Source organism: Legionella sp. (genome assembly GCF_965140895.1).
GTDB lineage: Bacteria > Pseudomonadota > Gammaproteobacteria > Legionellales > Legionellaceae > Legionella.
Genome location: NZ_CBCSKT010000010.1, coordinates 37963 through 53983, shown reverse-complemented (window position 1 = coordinate 53983; position 16021 = coordinate 37963). Strand labels below are relative to the sequence as shown.

Here is a 16021-nt window from a genome sequence, read left to right as displayed (position 1 = left end):
GGAATATAATGAAAATTAACGAATCGCTACCACAATGCTATGGACAGTCTAAACAACAAACCAACCAGCAATCACCTGCTGACTTTGAACATTGGTTAAATAACCCAGCCAAGCAAAGTACTGGGGATGAGTATTACTGGCAGCACCAAACTCAGCTACAACACTCTGAGTTACACTTTGATGCTAAGCCACTGCAAGCACCGAAAACAGAACAGGCACTTACTAAGGAAAATGAGCAGATATTCCATACGCATGTCAACGTTCAGGAAACCCAACATTTTGAATTACAAAGTACTCTGATTACAACAATGGATAACACCGCATCATCGCATTCGCCCGAAAATAAATTTATGCCGTTTATGACTAAGCTGGAACAAGCCTTGGAACAATCATCGTTGCCTATGCCAATACATTCGAACCAATTCACTCAGGATACATCGGCAGTCAAAAAGGCTGCTGGTGTATCAAAGAGCATGACAACCACCACACAGTTTAAAAACAATCATATGTTTATTCAGGGAGAACAAGCAGAACTAACCTTGAATCTGCATACATTAGATAAACAAGAACAGAATGAACTGGTGCAGCTCATTCAAAACTATTTAAAGAAAAAAGGCTTGGTTTTAAGCCGCTTAATTATTAATGGAGTAAACAATGACCGAACCAGTTGAGGCCGTTAGCATGGGCCAAGATGAGTACATGAAATTATTCATGCAAGAACTGACCTATCAAGACCCTTTAAAACCTATAGATAACCGTGAATTTATGGCCCAGATGGCACAATTTTCTTCCTTGCAGCAAGCGGTTGGAACTAATAGTGGAGTACAACAGTTATTAAAATTGGCCGAGGAAAATCGAGGCATTAATCTTTTGGGTAGAAAAGTAAAAATAGATGGGCAAGCTCTATCAGGTGAAGTTAAATCAGTGCTTTTACAGCAGAATGGGGCTATAGAAATTATGGTTTTTGTAGGGAATGAGCATATCAAAGCAAAATTGGACCAAGTTCTTGAAGTTGAAGTTTAAGTGCCGCTGTACAAGTATGGCCTCCATAACCTCATTGAAGAGTTTGATCGGGAGAGTTCGGCCAAATGACGAAATAAAACACCGAGTTTTAAAAGGAACAAAAATGACAAGTACTTATTACAGCAGTCTTTCAGGAATGCTTGCGGCAAGTTACGGATTGCAAAATACCTCGAATAATATAGCAAATATGCAAAGCCATGGTTTTAAACGTAGCGATGTATTCTATTCCTCTTTAGGTAATGGACATGGGGAAGAAGGAAACGGGCATGGCGTGCGTGTTCATGGTACCTCAATTAATTTTAAGGGAGGTAATCCTCAGGAAACCGGCTCTGGTTCTGATTTAGCCATCGTGGGTAACGGTTTTTTTGTGGTTAAGCTAAAGAATAATGAATTAGTTTACACCCGTGATGGACATTTCGAATTCCAAAATGGTGTTTTAACTGATCTCAAAACAGGCGGTCAGGTGCAAGGTTACGACCATGCGGGCAATTTGGCTCCTATCTATAATACAGGGCCTAAAATATCTGCGGGGAAAGCCACCAGGAATGTTTTTATTCATGGTAAATTTGTACCTCAAGAAAAAGAAAAAAACCAACAAACAACTATGTCTACCTATGAAGATATCACCTTTGAGCTAAAAGATATTTATGATGCGCAAGGAAATCCTCACACCATCACTCTGAAATTCACAGGTACTGAAATGCCACAGCAAGCCACTGTGCCAACAGAATGGGTGTTAACGAGTATCACAGACGATAAGGGGAATGAGATTGTCCCTCCATACACTCAAACAATAAAATTTGAGATAAATGCGGATCTTCCTATTAGAGGGGTGTTAGATGGCGACAACACAATTCAATTATCTCTAAACGGACAACCAATCTCTATTTACTTCGGAGACAGTAATAATGGGCAAAATGAATACGTAGAGCTAGGAAAGCCCTCTTCCAATCAATCAACAACCACCACCATCGAAATCCACAAAAACGACGGTTATCCCCAAGGCGAGCAAAATGAGCTTAGGATTGATGAAGAAGGTCTAATTTCCTACTACTATAATAATGGACAAATCATTAAAGGCATCTACATAGGCATGGCCTCTTTTGATGATATGGAAAACAATTTAATCCAAACGCAAGACAATTTTTTTCGGGCAAAAACTACTCACGGCATTCATTATGGACATGCAAATACCAAAAAGTTAGAGGCTATTAAATCCGGTTGGTTAGAAGGTTCTAACGTCGATCCCACCGTGGAATTTGCCAATATTGTCGTTTTACAAAGAATGTTCCAAGCCTGCTCCCAGATTATGGATATAGACAAACAATTATTAGAAGAGTTGGAAACTAAGTTATGAAGCCCTATCGATTAATTAATGCGGTAGAACTGCAGCAATTAAACCAACAATTTAAACAAGAACTGGATGATTGGAATGAGGAGTACTGCCGCACCCCTCTTGACTTGCATCTGGCCATGACACCTAAAAACTACAGTGCAGAGCAGGCCTTCATGCTTCAAGGGTATAAGGATGTGCTTGGCTGCATTGAGGGGGATTATTTAAGGGTGATCGCCCACGCAGTATTTGCTAGTGAACAATCTGCTTTTCATGCGGCTAGCAAAGAACTTCTCCTAAAACTACTCAATAAGTTTTTCCAGCAGGAAGAAAGCATGCTGCTGCCCTATCAGGGAGAAAATCCAGATTGGTTTTATGCGGGTTCAACAAGTGTGCATCTTACCTTCTCTTGCGAACAAAATAATTTTACCCTAATTGTAAATCCTGCTTGGGTTTATCAACAACTGCCTGTATCGCAAAGAAAAACTACCCCATTGAGTTCTCTTGAGGAGGCATTGGCAACACAAGACATTCATTTATCTCTAGAACTTAGTTCCAGTAATTTATCAATAAAAAGTCTTGCCGGGTTGCAAATCGGAGACGTACTTAGCACCAAACACCTCATAACCGAGCCATTAAGAGTAGTTCGAGGAAAAGAACTATTCGCTGAGGCTGAATTAGGCCAATCCGCATCCCATAAATCAATTGTATTAAAGAGGAAATCATGAGCATTACCGTAAAAAAAGTTAGCTTAAAAGAACATCCCCTCCAAGCTCAAGGTCAAATTCTTAACCAAAACTATCTGGGTTTGGTTGGTGACATTCAAGTCCAATGCACAGTGCGTATTGGCACCTTAAATCTAAGTATTGCTGAATTAAAGGAATTGAAATCCGGTCATGAATTACGGCTTGATCAAAAAACGAATGAGCCGGTAGAAATTCTATTAAACGACCGTGTAATTGCTCGTGGTGAATTAATGAGCCATGACGACCATTTTGCAGTACAGATTACGGAAATTAATGCATGAATAACAGAGTAAAACAGAGCGGGCTACTCTTGGGCTTACTAATATCCCCAGCACTTCATGCCCAAAACACCCTGACATTTAAACAGGATCCAATCAATAACATCCATTGGATTCCTTATTTAGTTATTTTACTAATCCTTCTCATTGTGCTCTCATTCTTTGCAAAGCGCTCAAAAGGATTAGTAAAAAAAAACACCCAAGGTCAGGTTATTGAGAAAATCCCCGTGCATCATAAAATGCACGTCTACATTCTAGATTATCAAGGCCAACGATTTTTAATTGCCGACAATCAAAATTCCTTAGCCATTCATCCAGTTCAGGAGGTCAAACCTTCATCATGATGTTTCTGCGTATTATTTTTTGTTTTATTTTGTTTTGTCCGTTAACGGTACTTGCTGCTTCTGGGACTAATATAGGCCCAATCCATTTAGATCAAGATAATATATCTCCAGCACTACAAGCATTCGCCCTGCTTACGGTTTTAAGTTTGGCACCCAGCATTTTAATTATGTTGTCATCATTTACCCGCATTGTGGTCGTGCTTTCCATGCTACGTAATGCTTTAGGATTACAACAGACGCCACCAAATACGGTGATTATCAGTTTGTCGCTTTTTCTGACCTTGTTTACCATGATGCCGGTAGCTAAAGCCATTTATACTGAAGCGTACCAACCTTATGAGGCGCATCAAATTACCACAGAAACCGCACTCGATAACGCCGTCAAGCCCTTAAAAAAATTCATGCTGGGACAAACTCGCGAAAAGGATCTGAAGGTCATTTTGCAATTAGCGAAGGAACCTTTGCCCTCTTCTGCAGAAGAAATTAAATTCTATCAATTGATCCCTGCTTTTATCTTAAGTGAATTACAAACAGCCTTTCAAATTGGGTTTATGATTTTTTTGCCTTTCTTATTGGTTGATCTCATCGTTTCAGGAATTCTCATGACTGTTGGGATGATGATGATGCCTCCCATGAGTATTTCATTACCAATTAAGATATTGTTGTTTATTTTAATTGATGGCTGGGATTTGGTTGTCCAGGCTCTGGTGGGGAGTTTTCAAATATAGTGCGGCCCCCGTATTATGCTGCGCTAACACGGGCTACGTTTGGGTAATGATTTTGCTTAGCAGGAAAAACAGCGAGACTCCTCCTCTGGATACTCATAATCATCGGTATAGCCTGTAGTATACTGCGCAGCAGTAGCTGCAGAAAATACTGAAAACACCGCAACTGTGCCTCCTGCAAGAGGATAAACGGCCGGTGCGATGAACTCACTATAGAAAAATATCGTCCCTCCAACTATTAACTCATCACCGCCTGTAGTTCTTGAGCATCATCTGCCTCTGGCTTGCTTTCAGCTTTGGCATTACAGGCCGTTACCATTGCAAACAAGGTGCTGCCTGAGCGAGTAAGCAAAGAAAGTGGCGCATGAAATAAACTGAAGGCAAGTAAAAGACTGCTGAGAGCAAAAGCAGTTAATCCTAAACCTGCGATGTGGAATGCGGTCGCAGCATTATCAATCGATTCATCACAAAATTCATAACTACCACATAGCGCAGCCCCCGTTGCTGCAAGCGAAGCACCTACTCCTAGAACTGCACCAAAAATAACGCAGGCTACTGAAAATCCAGAAAAAACACTCAATGCCGTGGGATAAACAATATTAGCGAGCAGACCACCAGAAAACTCATAGCCACTTTTATACGATGAAAAAAAACCAGGTCGAGCATGATACGTTTCAATGAATCTTCGGGCAGGGCCTTGTAAAAACCAATCATCATGTTTATCTTTGGCAAAATTAATTACATTCCAAACATCTTCCCATGCAACCATCCCAAGCATAAAAACACCCTCCCTGAGTAGTATTTATACATCATCATAATGTGGGAAATAATTAGCTGTCAAATCCGCACAGATTATAATAATTTGCAAATAACCTAACGAATGTATTAACTATTTCTTTAATTAAAGATATAGCATATTTTGAGGCTGGGGAGTGTACGTCATCCCGAACAGCGTCTTTCATCGTAAAGACCTCAGCATTACGTATGTTACGTAGAGTTTGCCTTTTTTATAAGTTAGGCTTATAGTTCCTCAGTTTTTTACAACCTCTCATGACAAGGAACCCTACATATGAGTAATCAACAAGTCCAAGAGCAATTAAATCGCCACCTTTCTTATTTAGAACAAGATAAAAATAACCTTACTCTATTGGTAAAAATCAGCGATCTTTACATAGAACTCGATGATTTAGATGCGGCTCAAGACTATCTTAATCAAGCAAATGATATTGATCGTATTGCCTGCCTTGGTCATCAAGGATTACTCCATTTAAATCGAGGTCAATTTTCTCAGGCTCAGGAGAGTTTTATTGAAGCCTTAACGTATGAAGATACCCCAGCCCTTCGTTATAACCTTGGCTTTACCCATTTTATTAATTCCGAGTTGGAAAATGCAACTCAGGTTCTATCCCCCGTTATTGAGGGAGAACATCACCCTGAAGCAAAACGATTAATGGCACGTATACACCATGGACAAGGTGATTTAGACCAGGCTTTAGGCTTAGCAAAAGACGTATTAACTCATGATGCCAATGATGCGGACACTTTAGGTCTTCTTGCACTATTACACTTTGACCGCGATGAAAATGAGCAGGCTATTCAGGCAGCGAACCAAACACTTGAGCTGAATCCAGATAATTATGATGCAAAACTTGTGCATTCCATGTTAGGTCTTACTACCCAAGAAACAACTGTAGAGGATATTGAAAAACTGTTGCAAATAAATCCTGGTGATTGCCGTCTTTGGTTTGCCTTAGGCAGTGCCCATTTGAATCAAGGTGATTTTGAGCGTGCAGATTATAGTTTGCAAAAAGCTATAGAAATTTATCCTGAATTTTATGATTGCCGTATTGCCTTAGGCTGGTGTGCATTGCTGCAAGATAATTTGGATGAGGCGTTCAATACTTATCAAATTGCAACACATCAGGTTGCTGAATTAGCTGATGGCTGGGGTGGACTGGCATTGGTTGCTGCGTTGAAAGAAAACCTTCAACAGGCTAAGGACTTAATTCAAAAAGCAAAAACCTTAAGCTCTGATTGTTTTCTTGCGGAGATTGCTGAGGTTATTTGTTTTAATTTGACTGATCCGATGAAGGCTAAAGAGCATTTGGTTGAGACCTTAAAGAAGACTGGAGTTCCAGTGAGTGAGAAGTTGGCTGCGGTTATTGAGGAGTTACAAGAACCAGTCCAGTTGCATTAAGGGTTGTATAATAGACTCGCGCGATAGTACTCGGTCAAGCCTCGGTAATTCGGTCCTCTAATTCATGTAAATATTGACAGACCTTTAGGTTGGAGCCATGGGGCCAACCTAAAGGTGAAGGTTTATTTCAAGCCTTCTCCCGCACACAATTCTTCTTCTCCACGCAAATATCCTGCACTTTTATGTTAATCGGCCTAACTACCCAACCACCGCCTAAAGATTTAATCAAACCCACAGCAGCACTCATCTGCAGGCCGTCCACATTATTGGCGGATTGCTCGGCAGAAAACGCAGTAATTTGCGCGGTTAACACATTTGAATAAGGCACGGTCCCTGCTTTATACTGATTCACCACTAATTTAAGTGCTAAACGTGCATGAGCAGCCGCTTTATATTGGAATACACTTTGTTCGCGTAAAATACGCAAGGCAATCAGGTTGTCTTCCACATCCTGGAATGCCGTTAATACTACTTGCCGGTAAGATGCTACCTGCGCCAGATAAGCCTGTTTCGCAGCACGCACGGTAGCTGATCGTAAACCGCCATCAAAAATGGTTTCTGCTACTTGTAATCCCAGCGACCAACCAAGATTGGGCTTATGAATTAAGCGGTGGAAACTGTTTGCTGAGGCACTACCTGTGCCAGTCAAAGTCAAGGTCGGGAAATAAGCAGCTACCGCGACCCCAATTAGTGCGCTTGTTTGCTGAATTAAGCGCTCTGCTTGCGCAATATCTGGCCGGCGCTCCAGCCATACAGAGGGAACCGTTAAAGGAATTGTTGGTGCTTTGGCCGTTAAAGGCATATGTTGCAAAGATAAAAATGCAGGGGGACGGCCAATTAATACCGCAATAGCATGTTCATACTGACCACGTAAAATACCATTATTCAATGCAGCAGCCTGTGCAGTTTCCAATTGGCTTTCTGCCTGTACCACATCTGCTTGCGAAACCACCCCCGAACGGTATTGATTCTTAGTAAAGCGCAAAATTCCTTTATAAGATTTAACCGTATTATCTAAGAAAGCTTGGTTCTTATCTAAAGTACGCAATTCAAAATAATATTGCGCTAAAGAACCTTGGGCAGACAATCGCGTTACGCCAATTAATGCGGCATTAGACTCAGCCAAAGAACGATCTGCCTCTATCGTGCGACGAACTAAACCCCAAATATCAGGTTCCCAAGTTGCATTGAGAATTCCCGTGTAGTTGGTTATGGTACTTGCCGTGTTCCCACTTCCCGTTGCTGCGGTACCTACGGAAGTTGTACCTCCTGAGGAGCTAATGAATGCAGTGGATCCCCCACCCTGGCGTTGTCTAAAAATATTAAAAGCACCCGTTATCGTAGGGAAAAGACTGGCGCGCGCTTCATTCACAATTTCTAATGATTGACGATAATTCGCCTCAGCATTCACAATATTTTGGTTATAGTGATTAAGCTGCTCTTCCAAATCATTAAGTACAGGGTCGTTAAATAATTTCCACCACTCGCCACGATCCATCTCATCCTGCGGCTCTATGGGCTTCCAGTTTTTACGCACAGGGCCTGCAACCATTTTGCCCTTAGCCTCTTTAAACTGAGAGGGACCAACGACTTTTGGACGCACATAATTAGGACCCACCATACAGGATGTAAGCAAAGTTACAATCAGAGTCACAACCGACCCTTTGACTAATCGATTAGGCTGATTGGCCATAAGCACCCCGAGTAGATTTAAATTGTGCAATCCAGCGACGAATGCGGATGCTTGCAGTATCCAATGCTAAATAAATCACTGGTGTCGTATAAAGGGTCAACAATTGACTCAGAATTAAACCACCAACAATCGCAATACCTAATGGGCGTCGTAATTCCGACCCCACCCCAAAGCCGATAACCAGAGGTAAGGCACCAAGTAATGCGGCCATAGTTGTCATCATAATTGGACGAAAACGTAATAAGGCAGCCTCATAAATAGCCTCGCGTGGAGTTTTACTCTCATTTCGTTCTGCCTCTAAGGCAAAGTCGATCATCATAATGGCATTTTTCTTCACAATACCAATCAAAAGAATGATGCCAATCAATGCAATAATACTGAGATCCGTACTACACAGCATTAGAGCCAGTAAAGCCCCAACCCCTGCCGAAGGTAAGGTAGACAAGATGGTAATAGGATGAATTAAACTCTCATACAGCATACCTAAGACAATATATACTGCCAATAAAGCCGCTAAAATTAAATACTTTTCATTCGCAAAAGACTGTTGAAATGCCTGTGCAGTTCCTTGAAAGGAGCCAATCATCGTAGGTGGTAATTCCATCTCGTTAATCATTGAAGTAATCGTATTTACGGCATCACCAAGTGAGGTACCCGAAGCTAAATTAAAGGAAAACGTAGCTGCTGGTGTCTGACTTTGATGATTCACCGACAATAAGGTTGAACCCTGTTTAAAACTGGCAAATGCCGATAAGGGAACTTCATTTCCGGCAGGAGATTTAACATAGAGCTGATCTAATATTGCCGGATATTGCCAATATTTTTGTGCCACATTCATCACCACAAAATATTGGTTCATTGGTGTATACATCACTGAAATTTGGCTTTGTCCAAAGGCATGATAAAGTTCCTGATCAATGACTTCTGGGGTGAGGCCAAAGCGTGATGCCATATCATGCTCCACGTTAATAAAAGTTTGCAAACCATGATTCAACTGATCATTATTTAAGTCTGAAATACCAGGAATTTTAGACAATTGCTCCATAATCCGCGGCGTCCAAACAGCAAGATCAGCCAAACTATCTGAGGACACTGTATATTGAAATTGAGCAGCACTCGCACGACCACCAATGGTTAAATCCTGGGAGGATTGCATGTACAATCGTGCTCCAGTAATCACCGCTAATTTTTTCCGTAGACGAGCCAACACTTCTTCTGTGGGAATATTTTGATGCTTGGGAACTTTTAACAAAATAAATACGGTACCGGTGTTACCTGTATTATTACCTGGCCCCGTACCAATAAACGCCGCAACATTCGCCACAGCAGGATCTTCCTTAATGAGGGAAACGCATTGAATCATTTTTTTCTTCATCGCCTGGAAGGAAATATTTTGATCCGCCTGCAAGGAACCGGCTATGCGATCCGTTCTTTGTTGGGGAAAGAAACCCTTCGGCACAATAACATACAAATAAACAGTTAATAAAATAGCGGCAAAAGTTAACAGCAACATCATGGTGGGATGAATAAGTACCCAACGTAAACCACGACCGTAACGGAATTTAACCGCATCAAGAAAACGCATAAAGCGATTAGGTTCTACCTCCTCCTCAGAGCGTAATAAACGTGAACACATCATCGGCGTGAGAGTAAGAGAGACCACTAGAGAAATAAGAATGGCAACTGATAGAGTCATCACAAACTCTCTAAAAAGACGTCCCACAATACCGGTCATAAATAGGATGGGAATAAATACGGCAATAAGCGAAATACTCATGGAGATTACGGTGAAACCAATTTCCTTCGAACCATCAAAAGCGGCTTGCAGTGGCTTTTTACCCATTGCAATATGACGGGTAATATTCTCCAAAACCACGACCGCATCATCAACCACAAAGCCCGTTGAAATGGTTAGTGCCATGAGCGATAAATTATCCAGGCTGTAATTGCATAACTTCATGACCGCAAAAGTTCCCAGCAAGGATAAGGGAACAGCGACTCCGGGGATGAGCATGGCGCGAAAACTACCCAGGAACAAATAGGTCACAAAAATGACCAATAACATAGCGATAAATAAAGTTAATTCAACATCATGTAAGGAGGTTCGAATGGTGGTTGTTCTATCCATCAAAATATTTAAATCAATATCCTGAGGTATAGAAGCTTTCAGTTGTGGCAATATTTTTTTTACATAATCTACAGTTTTAATTACATTGGCCCCGGGTTGTTTAAATAAAACCAAAAGCACTGCGGGTTTACCATTTGCTATTCCGGCATTATGCACATCAGCAACCGAATCGCTCACATAGGCTACATCAGAAAGACGCACCGGATTATTATTTTGATAGGAGATAATTAAAGGGGCATACTCAGCCGCTTTAAACATTTGATCATTACTTTTAACGATGGACACCGTACCGTCCTCATTCACAACACTCCCTCTTGCCTGGCTTACATTCGCCTCCGCGAGAGTCGTGGCCAATTGACTAAAGCCAATTCCATATTTATTCAAGCTCAAGGGATCAACTTCCACACGCACTGCCGGCAAAGAGCCTCCTCCTACGTTGACTTGGCCAATCCCTTCTGTACGTAGAATTCGCTGCTGCAAAATAGTCGAAGCCATATCATATAATTGCCCAGTTCGATACTTATCCGAAGTCAAGGCAAGAATCATTATCGGCGCATCCGCTGGATTAACTTTGCGGTAGGTGGGATTATTGGTGAGATTAGTAGGCAATTGACTTAGAGAAGCATTAATCGCCGCTTGCACATCACGTGCTGCACCATCAATATCACGTGATAAATCAAATTGTACGATAATGCTCGATAGCCCTAGGGTGCTAGTGGAGGTAAGCTGAGTAATCCCTGCAATACGTCCAATTTGTCGTTCCAAAGGAGATGCTACCGAAGTAGCCATTACTTCTGGGCTGCCCCCAGGGAGTGAAGCCTGCACACTAATAGTAGGGAAATCAATTTGCGGCAAAGGAGCTACAGGCAATAAATTAAACGCCAAGATACCGGCAAAACTTAAGCCTAATGCCAATAAGATCGTTGCGATCGGCTTACTAATAAATAAGGAAGATATATTCATTATATATCCCCTCTTTTTAAGGGTATCCAGAGACGCTTACAATGAAGGAGCTCCTCAATGTAACACGGTACTAATCTATGACATCGACGCATCATTCAGGAGATCCTTCGCTGTGTTTAGAATGACCTAATAGATGTATAGTATTCAACCGATACCCCATAACTCTCCGTGAAATACGATCAAAAGTAAGGTAAATCACGGGGGTGGTGTACAACGTCACCAACTGACTGACAATCAAGCCGCCAATAATCGCAATACCCAAAGGACGTCGCAGCTCCCCACCGATACCATGACTAAGCGCCAAGGGGATTGCTCCTAGCATAGAAGCCATGGTTGTCATCAAAATGGGGCGAAAACGTAATAAAGCAGCCTCATAAATTGCCTCGAACGGTGTCTTCTTATAAAGACGTTCTTGTTCCAAAGCAAAGTCGATCATCATGATGGCGTTTTTCAGCACAAGGCCAATCAGCAAAATAATCGCAATCAAAGCAATAATACTTAATTCATTATCCGTTAAATAAAGCGCCAATAATGCTCCCATCGATGCGGATGGTAAGGTAGACAAAATTGTTAAGGGATGGATGTAACTTTCATAAAGTACACCCAGGATAATGTAAACCACGATAATAGCCGCAACCACCAGCCATCCCTCATTAGCTAAAGAGTTTTGGAAACTTTTGGCCGTGCCTTGAAATCCTACATCAACATTCAAAGGGACATTAAGCTTTTCTTGCATGTCATTAACCGCACGTACCGCATCTCCTAAAGATGCACGTTCTGCGAGATTAAATGACAGAGTTGCCGCAGGAAATTGATCTTTATGCGCAATAACTAAAGGACCTAAGGTTTGCGTGATACTGGCTATTGCGTTCAGCGGAACAGAACCACTAGTTGTCGTAATTGTTCTCGCCCCAAGACCAATAGGATTACTTACGGTGATGGTATTGGGGGTGGTAATTGGTGTAGATGCTGCTGTGGTTGCCGTGCCTGTAGCAGATGCCTTACTCACCGATGAATTAATGTATATATTTTCAAAAGCAACAGCGGCTTTGCTTAAGAAAGGCAAAACTTCTAAAATAACCCGATACTGATTACGCTGAGTAAACATAATTGATATTTGCCGCTGCCCAAATGAATCATATAAGGTGTCATCGATCATTTGCATGGTAATCCCCAATCGGGATGCGGTATCACGGTCTATATTGATGGAGGTAACCAATCCCTTATTTTGTTGATCACTATTTACATCCTTTAAGCTGGGAATTTCTCTCATTTTATTTTCGAGTATTGTTGCCCATGTGACCACCTCAGTACTATCCGGTCCACTCACACTGTATTGAAATCGAGTGCGGCTTGCGAGCGTATCAATCGTTAAATCCTGAACTGGTTGCATGTACAAGGTTGCCCCTGCCACATTATGTATTTTGTTTTGCAAACGAGTAATAATCTGATTAACACTAGGACGTTCGTTTAAAGGTTTTAAATTAATAAGAATACGTCCACTATTTAAGGTCACGTTAGTGCCATCAATACCAATAAACGAGGTAAGGCTTTCAACCGCCGGATCCTTAAGAACTACATCTGCCAAAGCCTGCTGCCGCTCCGCCATCGCAGGAAAAGAAATTGAATCAGCAGCCACGGAAATCCCTTGAATAATGCCAGTATCCTGGATTGGAAAAAAGCCTTTTGGAATCACATACAATAAAATAGCGGTAATAATGACGGTGGTAAAAAAGATGAATAAAATAAATGATTGTGAAGAAAGAACCCAGCTCAGGGAGCGTTTATAAACATCGATCAAGCGATTTAGCTGGTGCTCTAAATACAACTCAAATGGCTTTACCTGCGATTCGCTTTGAGCCTTTAGTATACGCGAACAAAGCATAGGCGTTAGCGTTAACGAAACAAAAGCTGAAATGGCGATGGTTATCGTTAAAGTTAAAGCAAATTCACGAAATAGGCGCCCTACTACATCGCCCATAAATAACAAGGGAATCAATACTGCGATTAGGGAGATGGATAAGGAAACAATGGTAAAACCTATTTGTGCCGCTCCTTTATGCGATGCCTCAACGGGATTTTCTCCCAATTCAATGTAACGCATGATATTTTCAATCATCACAATGGCATCATCAACAACAAAACCTGCGGCAATAGTAAGCCCCATCAACGTCAGATTATTTAAACTAAATCCAAGCAAATACATCAAGCCCAACGTACCGACCAGTGCTAAAGGAACCGAAATACTTGGAATAATCGTAGCGGGCAATTTACGCAAGAAAAGAAAAATCACTATGACCACCAAAGCCACAGACAATAATAATTCCAGTTGCACGTTTTCTACCGAGGCCCGAATACTCAAAGTACGATCGGTAATAATTTCCACATTAATTCCTGCTGGAATAGCAGCCTTCATTTGCACTAATAAATTTTTAACTCGTTCAGCAACTTCAATGACGTTAGCTCCGGGCTGTCGTTGAATATTAAGAATGATGGCAGGTTCCTTATCCACCCAAGCTGCCTGCATGGTATTTTCTGCACCATCAATAATATTAGCAACATCAGATAAACGTACCGGAGATTGATTTTGATAGGAAAGAATCAAGGGCTTATAAACAGCAGCCGATAAAAGCTGATCATTGGAGTTAATCGTATAGGCCAAACGTGGTCCATCAAAATTTCCTTTGGCTGCATTCACATTTGAAGCAGTAACCAGGTTACGCACATCCTCCATAGTCAAGCCATAAGCCGATAAGGCATTAGGATTTGCCTGGATGCGCACCGCCGGACGATTGCCGCCCCCGATACTTACTAAACCGACCCCAGATAACTGGGACATTTTCGGCACTAAGCGAGTTTCGGCATAATCCTCCACCTGGGTTAAGGGTAGTGTTTTTGAAGTAAGCGCCAAGGTAATAATAGGCGTATCAGCAGGGTTAACTTTACTGTAAACCGGGGGATTAGGTAAGTCTTTAGGTAGGTAGCTGCTGGCGGCATTAATGGACTGCTGTACTTCTTGCTCAGCAACATCCAATCCTATATCAAGATTAAATTGCAAAGTAATAATCGATGAGCCAGTAGAACTGTTTGACGTCATTTGAGTCAAGCCAGGCATTTGCCCAAACTGACGTTCAAGTGGAGCGGTCACTGTAGCGCTCATTACTTCAGGACTAGCGCCCGGATAAAAAGTTGAAACCTGGATTGTCGGATAGTCTACTTCCGGTAATGCAGAAACTGGCAATAATTGATAAGCCAAGACCCCACTTAGGAAAATCGCAAACATCAATAATGAGGTAGCAATTGCTCTTGCTATAAATGGGCCAGAAATACTCATGAGACACTATGTGGTTTATGTTTTTTGGATGAATAATGTTCCTGAACGATGATTTTGGAACCATTCATTAACTTATCAGCTCCTTCAATAACGACATGTTGCCCTGACGCTAAACCATGAGAAATAACCGTGTCATCGCCACTAGCAGGTCCCATCACTACTGGAGTTGTAGTTACGGTATGATTTGCATTCACTAGATAAACAAAATCTTGGGTGGTGGTATGTTGTATGGCTGAGGTGGGAACCAGAGTCGCCTTAGTTAAGGTATTTACCAATATTTGCACATTCACAAATTGATTGGGGAATAACTTACTTTCTTTATTATCAAATACGGCTCTTAGTTTGACCGTTCCAGTAGCCGGATCAATCAGGTTATTCAAAGCGATTAATTTGCCTGTTGCCAATAATTGATTCTGCTGACGATTGTATGCTTTCACCTCCAAACTCACCCCCTTAAATGCTTGGGGTGCTACTTGCGGCACAAAATCTTCAGCAATCGGGAAAATAACGGTGATGGGATCATGTGTGGTAATGACGACAATGCCGCTCGTAGTAGAGGTTTGCACAAAATTACCTGGGTCAATAAGCCTTAGACCTACTCGTCCATCAATTGGTGCAGTGATGTTACAATAAATGAGATTGATCTTGGTGCTTTGAATTAAGCCTAAATCTGTTTCAACATTCCCTTCATATTGCTTCACCAATGCTTTTTGGGTTGCTAAAGTTTGTTGCGAAATAGAATCTTCTTTCCACAGAGTTTGGTAGCGTTTCAGATCGATGCGCGCATTTTCTAATAAAGCGGTATCTCGTTTTAAATCACCTTGATATTGCGTTAATAAGGCTTCATAAGGACGTTGATCAATTTGCGCAATTAATTGTCCTTTTTTAACCAAGTCCCCTTCTTTAAATAAAACCTTCATTAAGAGGCCATTAATTTGTGATTGAACTGTAACAGTATAGACAGGAGTTACAGTACCTAAGGCAGAAATGTAAATTGGAACATCGCGAGTTGTTGCAACCCCAGAAACAATAGGGACCGGTTTGACTGGGTTAGCATGGTGTCTATTAACGAAAAAATACCATAACAGAACAATCAGCAACACAAAGGCTAGGATTAGCAATCCTAATGAGCTTTCTGAGGGGAAGTGTTTCTTCCAACTAGGGGGAATCACCCGTTTTTTCTTATTTTTTTCAGGTGATTTAACTCCTTGCATAAGTACGACGATCCTTCGTTAAAATTAATGCTAGTCCATCATA

Annotated in this window: 13 protein-coding genes; 8 read left to right on the top strand and 5 right to left on the bottom strand. The window is 41.5% G+C overall.

The window, feature by feature from the left end; translation table 11 throughout:
- The first annotated feature begins 8 nt into the window (after positions 1 to 8).
- The 7 genes from ACQY7T_RS01345 (at position 9) to fliP (ending at position 4452) form a co-directional block, all read left to right on the top strand.
- Positions 9 to 671: a hypothetical protein gene (locus ACQY7T_RS01345; protein WP_428410936.1), complete on the top strand. Its 663-nt coding sequence runs from the start codon at positions 9 to 11 to the stop codon at positions 669 to 671.
- Positions 655 to 1023, top strand: coding sequence for a flagellar hook capping FlgD N-terminal domain-containing protein (locus tag ACQY7T_RS01340; RefSeq protein ID WP_428410935.1), 369 nt, complete (start codon positions 655 to 657; stop codon positions 1021 to 1023). Before ACQY7T_RS01345 ends, ACQY7T_RS01340 begins: the two co-directional genes overlap by 17 nt.
- A gap of 103 nt (positions 1024 to 1126) precedes the next feature.
- Entirely contained in the window at positions 1127 to 2380 is a 1254-nt protein-coding gene (locus ACQY7T_RS01335) for a flagellar hook-basal body complex protein (protein WP_428410934.1), read from the top strand.
- Positions 2377 to 3084 carry a FliM/FliN family flagellar motor C-terminal domain-containing protein gene (locus tag ACQY7T_RS01330; RefSeq protein WP_428410933.1) on the top strand — a complete coding sequence of 236 codons (708 nt, stop codon included), beginning with the start codon at positions 2377 to 2379 and terminating at the stop codon, positions 3082 to 3084. The genes ACQY7T_RS01335 and ACQY7T_RS01330 overlap by 4 nt, the downstream gene beginning before the upstream one ends.
- Complete coding sequence (locus tag ACQY7T_RS01325) at positions 3081 to 3383, top strand: FliM/FliN family flagellar motor switch protein (protein ID WP_428410932.1); 303 nt, start codon at positions 3081 to 3083, stop codon at positions 3381 to 3383. Before ACQY7T_RS01330 ends, ACQY7T_RS01325 begins: the two co-directional genes overlap by 4 nt.
- On the top strand, positions 3380 to 3724 hold the full coding sequence (locus ACQY7T_RS01320) for a hypothetical protein (RefSeq protein ID WP_428410931.1): 345 nt from the start codon (positions 3380 to 3382) through the stop codon (positions 3722 to 3724). Before ACQY7T_RS01325 ends, ACQY7T_RS01320 begins: the two co-directional genes overlap by 4 nt.
- Positions 3721 to 4452, top strand: coding sequence for a flagellar type III secretion system pore protein FliP (fliP, locus tag ACQY7T_RS01315; RefSeq protein ID WP_428410930.1), 732 nt, complete (start codon positions 3721 to 3723; stop codon positions 4450 to 4452). The genes ACQY7T_RS01320 and fliP overlap by 4 nt, the downstream gene beginning before the upstream one ends.
- 235 nt (positions 4453 to 4687) lie before the next feature.
- Here the strand turns inward: fliP and ACQY7T_RS01310 are convergent, their stop codons facing one another.
- Complete coding sequence (locus ACQY7T_RS01310) at positions 4688 to 5227, bottom strand: hypothetical protein (RefSeq protein ID WP_428410929.1); 540 nt, start codon at positions 5225 to 5227, stop codon at positions 4688 to 4690.
- Between the two features lie 291 nt (positions 5228 to 5518).
- Between ACQY7T_RS01310 and ACQY7T_RS01305 the strand changes: the two genes are divergently transcribed.
- Complete coding sequence (locus ACQY7T_RS01305) at positions 5519 to 6646, top strand: tetratricopeptide repeat protein (protein ID WP_428410928.1); 1128 nt, start codon at positions 5519 to 5521, stop codon at positions 6644 to 6646.
- Between the two features lie 127 nt (positions 6647 to 6773).
- Here ACQY7T_RS01305 and ACQY7T_RS01300 read toward each other — a convergent pair whose 3' ends face one another.
- The 4 genes from ACQY7T_RS01300 to ACQY7T_RS01285 form a co-directional block, all read right to left on the bottom strand.
- Complete coding sequence (locus ACQY7T_RS01300; RefSeq protein ID WP_428410927.1) at positions 6774 to 8300, bottom strand: efflux transporter outer membrane subunit; 1527 nt, start codon at positions 8298 to 8300, stop codon at positions 6774 to 6776.
- A gap of 22 nt (positions 8301 to 8322) precedes the next feature.
- Entirely contained in the window at positions 8323 to 11430 is a 3108-nt protein-coding gene (locus tag ACQY7T_RS01295; RefSeq protein ID WP_428410926.1) for an efflux RND transporter permease subunit, read from the bottom strand.
- A gap of 91 nt (positions 11431 to 11521) precedes the next feature.
- Positions 11522 to 14764: an efflux RND transporter permease subunit gene (locus ACQY7T_RS01290; protein ID WP_428410925.1), complete on the bottom strand. Its 3243-nt coding sequence runs from the start codon at positions 14762 to 14764 to the stop codon at positions 11522 to 11524.
- Positions 14761 to 15978, bottom strand: a complete 1218-nt coding sequence (locus ACQY7T_RS01285) for an efflux RND transporter periplasmic adaptor subunit (protein ID WP_428410924.1) — start codon at positions 15976 to 15978, stop codon at positions 14761 to 14763. The genes ACQY7T_RS01290 and ACQY7T_RS01285 overlap by 4 nt, the downstream gene beginning before the upstream one ends.
- Between the last annotated feature and the right edge of the window lie 43 nt (positions 15979 to 16021).

Bases quoted from the DNA above. Each gene is read 5' to 3' on its own strand.
- ACQY7T_RS01345 (WP_428410936.1), top strand. From the start codon at position 9: ATGAAAATTAACGAATCGCTACCACAATGCTATGGACAGTCTAAACAA.
- ACQY7T_RS01340 (WP_428410935.1), top strand. From the start codon at position 655: ATGACCGAACCAGTTGAGGCCGTTAGCATGGGCCAAGATGAGTACATG.
- ACQY7T_RS01335 (WP_428410934.1), top strand. From the start codon at position 1,127: ATGACAAGTACTTATTACAGCAGTCTTTCAGGAATGCTTGCGGCAAGT.
- ACQY7T_RS01330 (WP_428410933.1), top strand. From the start codon at position 2,377: ATGAAGCCCTATCGATTAATTAATGCGGTAGAACTGCAGCAATTAAAC.
- ACQY7T_RS01325 (WP_428410932.1), top strand. From the start codon at position 3,081: ATGAGCATTACCGTAAAAAAAGTTAGCTTAAAAGAACATCCCCTCCAA.
- ACQY7T_RS01320 (WP_428410931.1), top strand. From the start codon at position 3,380: ATGAATAACAGAGTAAAACAGAGCGGGCTACTCTTGGGCTTACTAATA.
- fliP (WP_428410930.1), top strand. From the start codon at position 3,721: ATGATGTTTCTGCGTATTATTTTTTGTTTTATTTTGTTTTGTCCGTTA.
- ACQY7T_RS01310 (WP_428410929.1), bottom strand. From the start codon at position 5,227: ATGCTTGGGATGGTTGCATGGGAAGATGTTTGGAATGTAATTAATTTT.
- ACQY7T_RS01305 (WP_428410928.1), top strand. From the start codon at position 5,519: ATGAGTAATCAACAAGTCCAAGAGCAATTAAATCGCCACCTTTCTTAT.
- ACQY7T_RS01295 (WP_428410926.1), bottom strand. From the start codon at position 11,430: ATGAATATATCTTCCTTATTTATTAGTAAGCCGATCGCAACGATCTTA.
- ACQY7T_RS01290 (WP_428410925.1), bottom strand. From the start codon at position 14,764: ATGAGTATTTCTGGCCCATTTATAGCAAGAGCAATTGCTACCTCATTA.
- ACQY7T_RS01285 (WP_428410924.1), bottom strand. From the start codon at position 15,978: ATGCAAGGAGTTAAATCACCTGAAAAAAATAAGAAAAAACGGGTGATT.